Annotated in this window: 9 protein-coding genes and 1 pseudogene; all 10 read left to right on the top strand. The window is 57.4% G+C overall.

What is annotated here, in order from left to right; genetic code table 11:
• On the top strand, positions 1-313 hold a 313-nt coding region (locus NKI58_RS29000; RefSeq protein WP_352854090.1), incomplete at its 5' end, for an aminotransferase class III-fold pyridoxal phosphate-dependent enzyme.
• Between the two features lie 268 nt (positions 314-581).
• Entirely contained in the window at positions 582-1853 is a 1272-nt protein-coding gene (locus NKI58_RS28995) for a methylaspartate ammonia-lyase (protein WP_352854088.1), read from the top strand.
• Positions 1850-3043 (top strand): CaiB/BaiF CoA transferase family protein, encoded by a 1194-nt coding sequence (locus NKI58_RS28990; RefSeq protein WP_352854086.1) that lies wholly within the window; start codon positions 1850-1852, stop codon positions 3041-3043. Before NKI58_RS28995 ends, NKI58_RS28990 begins: the two co-directional genes overlap by 4 nt.
• A gap of 194 nt (positions 3044-3237) precedes the next feature.
• Positions 3238-3644 (top strand): annotated as a pseudogene (locus tag NKI58_RS28985) (aldolase/citrate lyase family protein); the annotation flags it as partial.
• A 631-nt stretch (positions 3645-4275) separates the two neighbouring features.
• Complete coding sequence (locus NKI58_RS28980; protein WP_352854085.1) at positions 4276-6324, top strand: hydantoinase/oxoprolinase family protein; 2049 nt, start codon at positions 4276-4278, stop codon at positions 6322-6324.
• Positions 6321-8381, top strand: coding sequence for a hydantoinase B/oxoprolinase family protein (locus NKI58_RS28975; RefSeq protein ID WP_352854083.1), 2061 nt, complete (start codon positions 6321-6323; stop codon positions 8379-8381). Before NKI58_RS28980 ends, NKI58_RS28975 begins: the two co-directional genes overlap by 4 nt.
• Before the next feature lie 84 nt (positions 8382-8465).
• Positions 8466-10049: an ABC transporter substrate-binding protein gene (locus NKI58_RS28970; protein WP_352854082.1), complete on the top strand. Its 1584-nt coding sequence runs from the start codon at positions 8466-8468 to the stop codon at positions 10047-10049.
• Between the two features lie 14 nt (positions 10050-10063).
• Positions 10064-11020, top strand: a complete 957-nt coding sequence (locus NKI58_RS28965; protein WP_352854080.1) for an ABC transporter permease — start codon at positions 10064-10066, stop codon at positions 11018-11020.
• Positions 11021-11028: 8 nt separating this feature from the next.
• Positions 11029-11853 carry an ABC transporter permease gene (locus tag NKI58_RS28960; RefSeq protein WP_352854079.1) on the top strand — a complete coding sequence of 275 codons (825 nt, stop codon included), beginning with the start codon at positions 11029-11031 and terminating at the stop codon, positions 11851-11853.
• The gene (locus NKI58_RS28955; RefSeq protein WP_352854078.1) at positions 11853-13517 is read left to right on the top strand and encodes an ABC transporter ATP-binding protein; all 1665 of its coding nucleotides are present in this window, start codon (positions 11853-11855) and stop codon (positions 13515-13517) included. The genes NKI58_RS28960 and NKI58_RS28955 overlap by 1 nt, the downstream gene beginning before the upstream one ends.
• Positions 13518-13551: the final 34 nt, after the last annotated feature.

The following is a 13551-nucleotide window of genomic DNA, read 5'->3' as shown; positions in this document are numbered from 1 at the left end:
TTTCATGGAGAACCTGCAGCGGCTCATGGACCACCCACTTGTGGGTGACGTCCGCGGCGTGGGCCTTATGGCAGCGGTCGAGATGGTCCCTGACAAATCGTCTCGGAAAGGATTCCAGCAGTTCGGAAAAGCCGGCGGAAAGGCATTCGCATCGGCATTGGCCAACAATCTGATCGTTCGCGTTGTCGGAGATCAGCTTATCTTCTGTCCGCCGCTCATTATTACTGAGGAACAGGCCCTCGAGGTAGTGACCAGAACCAAGAAGACGCTCGACGAGGTGGCGGATTTCGTAGTCGCTGAAGCGATCAGCTAACGCAAATCGAATGTCGCGCGGCTGGGGAGCGACTCTGCTGACGCCAAATCGCAGGTCTCCATGCATTATCTCGGCGGGGAACGGTTCTAGGGTAGCCTTCGCATCTCCAGTCACGCGCCTCAAGGACAGCCTTATCTAGGAACGCGATGGGTCCGTCCCGGACTTTATATTGGCAATTCGAGTTCTTGATGGCTCATATCTCTGTGTAGGCGGCCTGAGGTGTAGTGCTCGCTACTACTCTGGACCAACACAAATTGGATAGAACAAAGTGCAGATTAAGGACGTCATACTGGCTCCGGGAAACGGTGCCTTCTTTTACGACGACCAAGCGGCTATTAGAGCCGGGGCGGTCCAAGATGGCTTCATCTATACGGGTAAGCCCCTCACTCCAGGCTTCAATTCAATCCGTGTCCCGGCTGCCATCCTCAGTATCGGCCTCGTCCTCATGGATGAGACAGTGGTCTGGGGCGACATGATGAGCGTCCAATACTCCGGAGCCTCTGGTCGTGATCCGTTGTTCGACATATCGGAGATATCTGACCTCTCGGCCCGAATAGCGGTTCCCAGGCTTCTGGAAGTTGATGCCTCTCACTTTCTGCAAGCCTGCGGAAGCGTGTTTTCCTATGCTGATCAGAAGAGGCTGCCACTATCGCTCGAATATGGCGTGAGCCAAGCGCTCCTCCGAGCCGCCGCGCACCTTAGACGCTGCTCAATGGCTGAGATTGTTTGCTCAGAGTTCGGTCTGCCCGTTCCAGATCGCAGAGTGCCGATCTTCTGCCAAAGTGGCGATTCTCGCGAGATCAATGTGGACAAAATGATCTTGAAGGGGGCGGATGTGCTGCCCCATGGACTGATCAATTCTCGTGACAAGTTTGGACCTGGAGGTCGGACATTCGTCGAATTCGTCACGTGGGTCGCAGATCGTATCCGCAAGATAGGCCAACCGGGATACCAGCCTGTGTTGCACTTCGACGTATACGGATGGATCGGCCTCGCTGTTGGTATGGCGCCCCAGGAGATCGCCGATTTCATTTCGAGGCTTGCAGAGAAAGTTCCTGATTTCAGGCTGAACATTGAATGCCCGGCCGACTATGGTTCGACGCAGGCCCAATTGGAAAACTATGCGAGTCTGGTGTCGATTCTGGACGACCGAGGCTCCAATGCGCGTATCGTGGTGGACGAGCGCTGCAACACGCTCGACGACATACGTCTGTTCGCTGAGGCAAAGGCAGCGCACCTAGTCCAGATCAAGATGCCTGACGTCGGCTCGATTGCGGACACCGCGCGGGCAGTGCTCGTTTGCAAGGAGAACAAGGTTGGCGCCTATGTCGGCGGAAGCTGCGCTGAGACCGACCTTTCAGCGCGAACATCGGTCCACATCGCAGTCGCGACACAAGCCGACATGATGCTGGCAAAACCCGGTATGGGCGTGGACGAGGGGCTCTCGATCGTTGGTAATGAGCAGAGCAGGCTGCTTGCCCTGCTAGAAAAACGACGTGCTCAACCCGGGCAGCACGTCCAGGGCGTGGTGTCAGCATGAAGCAGATGCTGGAAGGCATCACGGTTGTAGCGGTCGAACAGGCTGTTGCTGCGCCATACGCTTCGTCGCGCCTCGCGGATGCTGGCGCGCGCGTCATCAAGGTCGAAAGACCTGAAGGAGACTTCGCTCGCAACTATGACAAGCTGGTCAAGGGGCAGAGCGCTTACTTTGTCTGGCTTAACCGTGGCAAGGAGTCTGTTTGTCTGGATCTCACTCTGGAGGACGATCGCGCTGTTCTGGATTCCATCATCGCTTCCGCCGATGTCTTTATCCAAAATCTCAAGCCAGGCAGCATCGGTAAACTCGGGTTCGGATCGGGGGAGCTTCGCCGACGCTTCCCTCGGCTGATCACATGCGACATCTCTGGATTCGGTGACGGGGGCGTATTGTCCCACCTGAAGGCCTACGATCTTATCGTTCAAGCTGAAACCGGATTATGCGCTATTACCGGCAATGCGCAAGGACCCGCTCGAGTCGGTGTATCCGTTTGCGACATTTCTGCAGGCATGACAGCCCACGCAGCCATACTCCAGGCGCTCTATCACCGCGAACGGACTGGCGAGGGCGCCAGCGTCCAAGTCTCGCTGTTCGATGCTATCGCCGACTGGATGAACGTGCCCGTGCTGCAATATGATTACAGCGATTATCAAACGGTGCGCGCCGGTGTGAACCATCCGTCGCTTGCACCCTACGGTGCATACCGCTGTTCCGACGGCAAGGATGTTATCTTCTCGGTCCAGAATGACCGAGAATGGGTGAACTTCTGCACCAAATTTCTTAAGCAGCCGGAGCTCGTGCGCGCGCCGGGTTTTGCTGACAACATGGAGCGACTGGGCAACCGGCCTCCCCTCGACGAAATCATCAAGAGCCGCTTCTCGGATTTGTCCAGCGACAAGGCGATGCAAGAGCTTGAGGCAGCAGGCCTCGCCTATGGTCGGTTGAACGAAATGATGGACGTTTCACAGCATCCTCATGTGCGCAGGGTTACCGTCAACACACCTGGAGGGGACATAAATTTGATCGCCCCCGCCGCAATCGTCAACTCGGAGCCGGCGTCCTTACGACAAGTCCCTAGGCTGGGCGCCCACACTGCGGCGATCCGAGAGGAATTTGCTCCAGGTGCGCGCAAGCACGCTGCAAGCGGGGGCCTCGCGCATAGCGGATTGGAATCCTCCGGCATTTTACCTTGAGATGCTTCCCACAGCAAGGCTGCTCCATGCATCAAATGCCAGATCCCGGTCTGCACCAAGGGCATCCCGTTCCTCGTTGGAAGTCCTTACTTTTTGTTCCTACCCATGTTGATCGATTTCATCGACAAGGCGAACGAACGCGGAGCGGACGGAATCATTTTGGACCTTAAGGATGCGGCCCCCCAGACCGAAAATCCGAAGCTCGGCGGCAACTCTCCGCGTCCGTGGTGCAGGTTGGCGGCCGCGGCGCGTCCGTTTTGGTTCGCGTCAACCGGGGTTTGCGAAGTTTGGCCGCAGACTTGGAGGTATCAGTCATAGCAGGGGTGCATGGGCTGGTGCTTCCCAAGGTAGATTCTGCCGACTGGATAGTGGAAGTCGCTGGGGCAATCGAGGAACTCGAGCGCGAAAGAGGACTCGTGTTCGGCGCGATCAAACTCTTGCGCAGATCGAGACGCCGGCGGCTCTGTTGCGACTACCCCAGATCGCTGGCGCACACCCGAGGATGACTGCTATGGCGCTTGGTCCGGAGGATTTTAGCGCAGCTGTGGGGGCGGTTCCGATTTTGACGAAGGGCATCAAGCGACCATTTTTGCGGCCTTAACCTACGCCCGAGCGGCGCATCTACGATCGTGCTCGGCCTTACAACTTCATCTCGAACCCAGATGGCGTCTATATAAACACGGCATTTGACTTGGAGCGCCTCGCGATCGATCTTCATTTCAACGGACGACGGACACGCCAACCAATCTCAAACGCGTCTCCCGCCAGCGTAATAACTCTCCCGCCAGCGTAATAACGTTGGCGCTTCAAAGGGGATGCGGGGAGACGGTCGGAGTCTGGTGATTCATCTTAAACCGCTCGGAGTGGCGGCATGAAGGGACTTTCACCTGTGACGACGACCGTGAGTTTCGAAACGGAAAGCAAGCAACACGGGTTCTGCGCCTATCCAACTCATAGTTTCAGCATACCGGCGGTACAAGGCGGCACGCGGACCTCTTCTATGGCTCTCGAAGCCTCTTCAGCGCACTGTTAGCGCCTTCAACTCGGTATTGGACAGCGCCTAGACATTGGGCAGGTTCGACACAGCCCCATCGGAAACAGATCGCCCTGCCACACACAGAAAAAAAAGGGCCCTTGCCCGAGGTTTTTATCTCCTAACATGCGACTTCCATCGAGGCGTAAGAGCAACAAATGGAAACGCCGAATCCCTCTTCAACTAGGATGTGACTGAAATGACGTATCGCGTCGGTGTCGACATAGGAGGTTCCTTCGCTGACTTCGCAGTATTCAATGAGAAGACCAGTGAACTCTCGACCCTGAAAGTTTTCTCGCGTCCCGACGAGCCGGGTGCTGAGGTGATCGAAGGGTTGCGTCTGCTTCGCGAACGCTATGGCATCGACCCCTTGCTGATATCCTACTTCACGCATGGCACAACTGTTGGCATTAACACTGTCATTCAGCGTAAGGGTCTGAAGCTTGCCCTATTCACGACTGAAAATTTCAAGGATGTCTTGGAACTCGGTCGTTTAAAAATTCCCGACATGTACAATCTCTTGTCTAAGAGGCCGGAGCCTCTCATCACCCGCGATCGCGTCTATGGAATACCCGGACGACTAGAGGCTAACGGTAGCGTGCGCCATCGTCTGGACGAGGAGGCCGTCGCAGAAGCTACCGAGGTGGCTCTTGCGGCGGGGGCGGAAGGGATCGTCATTGCCTTCCTTCACTCCTACCGAAATTGGGCACACGAAGAGCAGGCGCGGGCAGTAATCGCCCGTCTGGCACCGGATCTGCCCGTGTTCCTGTCAAGCGCAACATGGCCTATTATTCGTGAGTACGAGCGCACGATCACGGCCGTCATCGGCGGATATGTACAGCCGCGCGTTGCTCATTACCTTGATTCGCTGCAAGCGGCTTTACGCAGAACAGGTGTGCCAGCGGAATTAATGATCGCAAAGTCCAATGGTGGCATTATGACTGCTGAGCAGGGTAAGAGCGAATGCGTGCAGATGATCCTGTCCGGCACTGCTTCCGGCGTCATCGGCGCAAGCCACATCGCCAAAATCTCCAACATCAGTCGATGTATGAGCCTTGACATAGGTGGAACGAGCGCCGACGTAGCCGTTATCATTGATGGTCAGCCGCAACATGGCGTGGGCGAGCGGATCGGCGAGTTCCAGATTTTCATTCCCTCGGTCTCCGTCACCTCGATCGGCGAAGGAGGCGGTTCGATCGCATGGATCGACTCGCAAAATGTCCTGCGCGTCGGTCCCGAAAGCGCGGGGTCGAATCCGGGTCCGGTGTGCTACGGTCGCGGGGGAACGAGACCGACGATCACCGATGCGTTCGCCGTACTCGGTCTGATCGGCCATTCCGATCTTGGATACAATGCGGTTAAGGTGGATCGCGCGAAGGCGATCGGCGCTACACAGCCGCTCGCCGACGCTCTCGAGCGATCCCCGGAAGAAGTCGCCGAGTCCATCATCGAGATTGCTGTCTCGGGAATGTATGCAGACATTTCGGCGCTCGTGTCCCGCTTTGGAATAGATCCGCGTGAGTTCGCCATGTTGGCCTTCGGCGGTGCTGGGCCCATGATGGCTTGCTTTCTTGCTCGCGAACTGTCGGTTCCTGAAGTTGTTGTTCCGCCGACCCCGGGTGTGCTGAGTGCCCTGGGTGGTCTACTTGCTGATCTCAAGACTGACTTCCTCAGCACCGTATATCTGGACTTGTCTCAACAATCGGCAACTAGGATCAAGGAAGAGTTCGAGCGATTGCACCAACGGTCTGCCTCTTGGCTTATAGACGAGCAGAAATACTCCGGTCCTTACGAAATTGAACTGTCAGCGGAGATGCGATACGCTGGACAGTCTTTTGAGATCGACACTCCACTCGAGCGAAGCATCGTCGAGAACGCAGATGTAGCCGGTATGGCCTCTGCATTCCACGCCGAGCATAGCCGCCTATACGGGCATTCGGACGACGGTGCACTCATTCAGGTGGTAAGCCTGCGTTTGGTTATCACGGGGAAGGTCGACAAGCCAGTTTTGCCGCGTGGCGAGGAACTCGTGCAGCTAGCAGTACCTGAACGCACGGTCGATGTCCGAATCGATGGCCGGCGCGCGCGTGTCGGCGTTTACCCACGCCGAATACTGACGCCAGGCAAGCATTTTAGCGGTCCTGGAATTGTTACCCAGGATGATACAACAACAATCGTCCCATTCGGTTTTGCAGTAAGGGTAGATGCTCTGAGCAATCTCCGGATAACGCCGGAGGTCGGCCAGTGAGTATTGACAACGTCAACCTGACGGTCCTCGCAAACTATTGCGCCGCTGCGGCGGAGAGCATGGGCTGGACGCTGATGCGGACTGCTCACTCAACCTTTGTCAAGGAGACCGAGGACTTTTCCTGCCAAATTCTAACGCCGGCCGGCCTTACCGTCGCATCGCCCAAGACCTTTGGCGCGACGTGGTTCACTGGCCTTGATTACAGCGGTGTCATTGGTAAATTTGACTGCAAGGAAGGTGACATATTTGTCGTCAGCGACCCCTACACCGGCTTCGTCTCTACGCACACACCAGACACACACATGTGGAAGCCAGTCTTCTACGAAGACGAGTTGATGTGCTTTGTGGCGAACCATATCCACAATACGGATGTCGGGGGGGCTGTCCCAGCCTCGCTTTCCCGCTCGCTAACCGAAATTCATCAGGAAGGGCTACGCATCCCGCCGATTCGCATTGTTCGTGATGGGAGGATCGATGAGAATCTGAAAGCGATCATCTCCCGAAACGTACGCAATCCTGAGCAGAACTGGGGTGATCTCAACGCGCAAATCGCGGCCGTTAACGTGGGCGAACGGAAAGTTCACGAGATCATTCGACGGTTTGGCAAAGATGATTTTCGCAGCGGGCTAGGTCAGCTTCTCGACTATGCGGAAAAACAGGCCCGCGCAGTCATCGCTAGTCTGCCAGATGGTGATTATTTCTTCTCTGATTATGCGGACGAAGATCAAGCCGGTGGATATCCAGTGCGAATGGCACTGATGCTGCGCATTCATGGCGACACCATAACTCTCGACTTCACCGGCAGCGATCCGCAACTTACTTCCTCCCTCAACATGCCAACCGGCGGAAACGAGCGGCATTCGCTGGTGATGGTTGGTCTCGTCTACGCCCTCTACTGCCTCGACCCGAACATCATGCTAAATTATGGGGTCGTGCGGCCTGCGAAAGCCATATTGCCTCCGGGTTCAATTGTGAATGCAATCGAGCCTAGCGCAGTTGGAATGCGCAGTTTGACATCCATGCTGCTGCAGATCACCACATTTGGTGCATTCTGCATCGTGTGTCCTGAGCGAATGCCAGCTTGCCCAGGAAGCGAAAGCATCATGAATGTCAAAACAGCGGACCGTAACGGTCGTACCGTGATGGCGTCGCTCGGCCCAATATCGGGAGGCGCTGGTGGAGACTGGAGGGCCGACGGGGCCGAAGGCAGCGGCGCTAATGGCGGCTTCTGCAAAAACACGCCGGTAGAAATCAACGAGGCCGAGGTGCCGATCGCGATCGCGCGTTACGGCCTTGTCCCTGATTCTGGAGGTGCGGGCCGATGGCGGGGCGGCTTGGCAATGGAAATGGAATTCAAGATTTTTGCTCCTGAGTCCATCGTAACTGCCCGCAACCGGGATCGGTCTCGTTTCGCCCCGTGGGGTGTCGCAGGCGGCCACGCCGGCGGAACATCCACCTTCACAAAGAACCCCGGTCAATTGGATGCAGTGGACCTTGGCAATGCTGATGTTGTCACCTGCGATCCTGGTGACACCATCCTTATCCGCGGCCCGGGAGGAGGCGGTTACGGCGATCCCTTGGAGCGCCCGGCGGAAACTGTTTTGACAGACTACAAGCGCGGGATGGTTTCCAGGGAACGTGCTCGGCATGACTATGCTGTTGAGATTAGCAGTGATGGACGTCTCGATTTGAGGTCTACTGCTGATTTACGCGCCACGAGAAAAGCTGACCCGATGCGTACCTTCTTTGGACACAACCGGTATCGAATTGAATTCGAAAGGATTTGGACACCGCAACGTTACGCTATGCTGACGTCGATCCTCGAGACAGTTCCCGTTACTTGGCGGTTCTTTGTCAAGCACCGGATTTTCGGAGCGATAGGAGAGAAATTGGCTCTAGACGACGGAGGCGCAGAGAACGTGACGACAGCATACCATGCTTTGTGCGAGGAGTTCACGGATTTGCCGAGGTTTCATGGGGGCGGCGAGCACCTCTCCGACTTAGGTAAGTCTACTCCGGTTGATGAGTCGAGGGATCCCGTATCTTCTTTTGGGTAGCGACTGGCTAACGCACAATCGAGACGCTCCGTACAGATGCCGCCGTAACTATCGTTCAGCACTATCACAACAAAGGGGAAACAGATGTCAAAGGAACTAGATCATTTCATTCATCAAGTGTCGCTTGGTAAAATGAGCCGGCGTGACTTTCTCGGGCGAGCGGCTGCCCTGGGGGCAACAGCCTCATTCGCGAATTCCTTTCTCAGCAGCGTCGCGTTGGCTCAGGAACCGGTGCGCGGCGGCATCCTCAAAGCTGGCCTCATGGGCGGACAATCGACCGACAGTCTCGACCCAGCGGCCATCGCCGACCAAGTGCCTTTCAACTTCTCCAGATGTTGGGGTGAAACCCTGGTAGCGCTTAAAGCTGGGGGCCTCGAGCACCGCATTGCGGAAGAATTCGGTTCGTCCACCGACGCCAAGGTCTGGACGTTCAAGATCCGCGACGGAGTCGAGTTCCACAACGGCAAGACGGTGACCGCTGAGGACGTAGTTGCCACGCTAGAGCGCCACTCGGACAAAAAATCGAAGTCCGGCGCATCCGGCTTCTTGCAAGGCATCGAGTCCCTCAAGGCACAAGGCCGTGATGTGGTCATCACGCTGAAGGTACCAAACGCCGATCTGCCTTACTTAATGGCTGACAATCATCTGGTCATCCAGCCGAACGGAGGCAAGGACGATCCAATGGCCGGCATCAGCGCAGGTCCATACAAGGTCGCCGTCAACCAGCCGGGCACGCGTTACGTCGGCGAGCGCTTTCAAAACTACTGGCAGCCTGACAAAATGGGCTTTGCCGACCAGGTCGAGATTATCGTCATCAACGATCCGACTGCTAGGACCTCTGCCCTGCAGTCTGGCCAGGTCCACGTGATCAACCGAGTGGATCCGAAAATCGTTGACATGTTGAAGCGCGTGCCGGGCCTGGAAATCAAGCCCACGTCTGGTCCGGGCCACGTTGGGTATATCATGCAGTGCGACACCGCGCCGTTTGACAATTACGACCTACGCATGGCGCTCAAACTCGCGATTGATCGCGAGGAGATGCTGGGCAAGATTCAGCGCGGTTACGGCACAATCGGCAACGACTCTTCAATAAACGCGGCCTATCCGTTATTCACTGAGATCGAGCAGCGCAAATACGATCCGGACGAGGCCAAGTTCCACTACAAGAAGTCTGGGCATGACGGCACCGTACTGCTCCGCACGGCAACTGGTGCGTTTCCCGGCGCTGTCGACGCCGCGCAGCTTTATCAACAGAGCGCGGCCAAGGCCGGTATTAAGCTGGACATCAAGCGCGAGCCGGAAGACGGCTACTGGTCGGAGGTCTGGCTGAAGCAGCCTTTCTACGCCTCCTATTGGAGCGGCCGCCCAACTCAGGACCAGATGTATTCGACCTTCTACGAGTCGAGCGCCAATTGGAACGAGACGCACTTCTTCAATAAGAAGTTCGACAAGCTTATTGATGAGGCGCGTGGCGAACTTGACCAGGACAAACGCAAGAACCTCTATCATCAGATGGCATTGATATCGCGCGATCAGAGTGGCTACATCATTCCGATGTTCACCCAGTACATCGATGCAATCACTGACAAAGTCGGCGGCTATAGCCCGGGCGTGAACTTTGAGCTTATGGACGGCTACTCGCTTTGTAAGTGCTGGCTCAAGGGGTGATGGGGTTTTAACCGGTGAGCCTTGTACTAACATTGATCGCCCAGCGCATTGCGCTGGGCATTCTCCTTCTCTTCGCCGTCTCCGTGCTGATTTTCGCGGGCACCCAGATTCTTCCAGGCGACGTCGCCCAGTCAATCCTCGGACAGTCGGCCACGCCTCAGGCGCTAGCCAATCTGCGCCAGGAGCTCGGCCTTAACGATCCCGCCATCGTGCGCTATGTCCATTGGTTGGGCGGGGTTTTGACCGGTGACCTCGGTACTGCGCTCACCACGCGACAAGAGATCACAGTGACGCTGATGCCGCGGCTTTGGAACACGCTGTTCCTCGCCTTGTGGGCGGCGGCCGCGTCAGTTCCACTCGCCATCATCCTCGGGTTGCTTGGCGTGCTCTACCACAACAGGATGATCGACAGGGCGATCTCAGCCTTTGCGCTGGCCGCCATGTCGCTACCTGAGTTCTTCATCGGCTATCTTCTTATCTTAGTCTTTGCCGTTAAGCTGCAGTGGTTCCCCTCGATCTCGACCGTCTATGAAGGGATGCCCTTTCTGGAGAAGCTGCACGCGATCGTGCTGCCGGCAACCGCTCTAGTGCTTGGTGTCCTAGCGCACATGATGCGCATGACACGTGCCGCGATCCTGAACGTGATGCAGTCGGCCTACGTCGAGACGGCCGAACTCAAGGGGCTTTCCGCCTTCAATATCATCCGTAAGCACGCTTTCCCAAACGCCATCGCGCCCATCATCAACGTCGTGGTGCTCAACATGGCCTACCTGGTGGTCGGCGTCGTCGTGATCGAAGTGATCTTCGTCTATCCTGGCATGGGGCAATATCTGGTCGACCACGTCGTAAAACGCGACGTGCCGGTGGTCCAAGCGGTCGGTCTCATCTTTGCTTCCGTATACATCGGGCTCAACATTGTTGCGGACGTCTCCGCCATCCTTGCCAACCCGCGCCTGCGGTATTCGAAGTAGGAAAGAAGATGTTGGACGTTAAACGCATCCCCCCTGGTGCATGGATCGGCTTCATCCTGACCGGGCTGTTAGCCATCTGCGCGCTTTTCGCGCCCTGGATTGCTCCGCATGGCAATCGCGAGATCGTGGGCGACGTATGGGCGCCGATGACATCGGCGCACTGGCTTGGGACTGACAATCTAGGGCGAGACTTGCTCTCGAGGATGATCTATGGGGCGCGCATCACGATCTTTATTGCTGGCATGGCTACCGCTTTGTCCTTCTCGCTCGGCGCCATCCTTGGCTTTGCGGCGGCCGTCGTCGGCGGTGTGGTCGACATGTTGATGTCGCGCATGGTCGATCTCTTGATGGCGATACCGACGTTGATATTCGGCCTCGTCATTCTGGCAGTGCTGCCTGCGAACGATGTGACGCTCATTCTCGTGATGGGGGTACTCAGTTCGACACGCGTTTACCGGCTCTCACGCGCGGTGGCTGCGGACATCAACGCGATGGACTTCGTCGAAGCGGCCAAGTTGCGAGGCGAGGGTCTCGGCTGGATCATCTGCCACGAAATCCTGCCCAACGCAGTGTCACCCCTGGTGGCGGAACTGGGCCTGCGCTTCATCTTTTCGGTGCTGTTCCTGTCGGCGCTCTCATACCTCGGGCTCGGCGTGCAACCGCCGGATGTTGATTGGGGTGGCATGGTGATGGAGAACAAGGACGGCATTGTTTTCGGCATTCCTGCCGCACTTATCCCGGCCGCTGCGATCGCGACACTGGCGATCTCGGTCAACCTCATCGCCGACTGGGTGCTTACCCGGACCACCAGCCTCAAGGGTGGGCGCGACTAATGGGTAGGGTACAGGCGAAACACCGGCCAACAAGCGACCTCCTGCTCGAAATCCGCAACCTCAAAGTCGAGGCGACGGTCTATTCACCGGACGAAAAGCCGCACGACGTCACTATCGTGGATGGCGTGTCGTTGGCGCTGCAGCGCGGCAAGGTGCTGGGATTGATCGGCGAATCCGGCGCCGGAAAGTCGACAATCGGTCTTTCCTCCTTGGGCTATGGTCGTGGTGGTGTCCGCATCACCGGCGGCGAGGTCCTGCTCAACGGTCGCGACATCCTGAAGGGCGGCGTCCAGGCTTTGCGCAGGGTGCGCGGCAGGGAGGTCTGCTATGTCGCGCAGTCGGCTGCTGCCGCTTTCAACCCCGCGCATCGGCTGATGGACCAGGTCATTGAGGCAGCGCTACTGCACGGCCTGGGCCCCAAGGCGGAGGCAGAAAAGCGCGCCATAGCCTTGTTCAAGAAACTAGGCTTGCCCGACCCACAAAACATCGGCTCCCGCTATCCACATCAAGTTTCTGGCGGCCAACTGCAGCGCGTGATGACGGCGATGGCGCTATGTTCCGAGCCGGACCTGATCGTCTTCGACGAGCCGACGACGGCGCTCGACGTAACGACGCAGATCGACGTGCTGTCGGCGATCAAGGACGCCATCCGCGACACGCATGTGGCGGCGCTCTACATTACGCACGACCTTGCCGTCGTTGCCCAAGTCTCCGACGAGATTATCGTGTTGCGGGACGGTAAGATGGTGGAGCACGGCGAAACGCGGCAGATCATCGAGGCGCCGCGAACGGACTACACTAAGGCGCTGGTGTCGGTGCGTTCGATCGAGCATGATGAGAAGCAACCGACGGCGAAGCCTGTGTTGTCGGTGAGGAACGTCACAGCCACTTATGGTGGCGGTGCCGTGAAGGTTTTGCAGGACGTCTCGGTTGACGTCCATCCGGGCCAGACGCTCGCGGTGGTCGGCGAGTCGGGCTCCGGAAAATCCACCCTGGCCCGCGTCATCACGGGGTTGCTGCCGCCGATCGCAGGGAGCATCAACTTCGCCGGCCGCACGTTGGCACCCAGGCTCGCCACCCGATCCAAGGATGATCTTCGCGAATTGCAGATGATCTATCAGATGGCAGATGTGGCGATGAATCCGCGCCAGACGGTCGGCACCATCATTGGCCGACCGCTCGAATTCTATTTTGGCATGCGAGGAAAAGAGCGCGACGTCCGGGTCGCCCAACTGCTCGACGAGATCGAGATGGGGAAGGGCTTTATCGACCGGTATCCGGCTGAGCTTTCGGGCGGCCAAAAGCAGAGGGTCTGCATCGCACGCGCGCTAGCTGCCAAGCCCAAGCTGATCATCTGCGACGAGATAACCTCGGCGCTCGACCCGCTGGTGGCCAATGGCATCCTGAAGCTGCTGCTCAATCTCCAGCAGATCGAGCAGGTGGCCTATCTGTTCATCACCCATGATCTGGCGACGGTGAAGTCGATCGCGGATTCAATTGCGGTGATGCATCGCGGCGAGTTAAAGCGTTATGGTGTGAAGAGCAAGGTGCTGACGCCGCCCTTCGATGACTACACGGACCTGTTGCTATCATCGGTGCCGGAGATGGAGCTTGGGTGGTTGGAGAAGGCGATTGCCGGGCGAAAGATGGCGAGTGCAGAGTAGTGACCTTTAGGAGCAGAACAAACATGCGAATTCG

This window comes from Mesorhizobium sp. M0522 (genome assembly GCF_040321085.1).
In the GTDB taxonomy this organism is placed as follows: Bacteria; Pseudomonadota; Alphaproteobacteria; order Rhizobiales; family Rhizobiaceae; genus Mesorhizobium.
Note: the sequence above shows the minus strand (reverse complement) of the source record. Positions and strands in the feature narration are given on the sequence as shown.

What these genes read in the sequence shown, in the direction of transcription:
- NKI58_RS28990 (WP_352854086.1), top strand. Translation starts at nt 1,850, where the DNA reads ATGAAGCAGATGCTGGAAGGCATCACGGTTGTAGCGGTCGAACAGGCT.
- NKI58_RS28980 (WP_352854085.1), top strand. Translation starts at nt 4,276, where the DNA reads ATGACGTATCGCGTCGGTGTCGACATAGGAGGTTCCTTCGCTGACTTC.
- NKI58_RS28970 (WP_352854082.1), top strand. Translation starts at nt 8,466, where the DNA reads ATGTCAAAGGAACTAGATCATTTCATTCATCAAGTGTCGCTTGGTAAA.
- NKI58_RS28960 (WP_352854079.1), top strand. Translation starts at nt 11,029, where the DNA reads ATGTTGGACGTTAAACGCATCCCCCCTGGTGCATGGATCGGCTTCATC.
- NKI58_RS28955 (WP_352854078.1), top strand. Translation starts at nt 11,853, where the DNA reads ATGGGTAGGGTACAGGCGAAACACCGGCCAACAAGCGACCTCCTGCTC.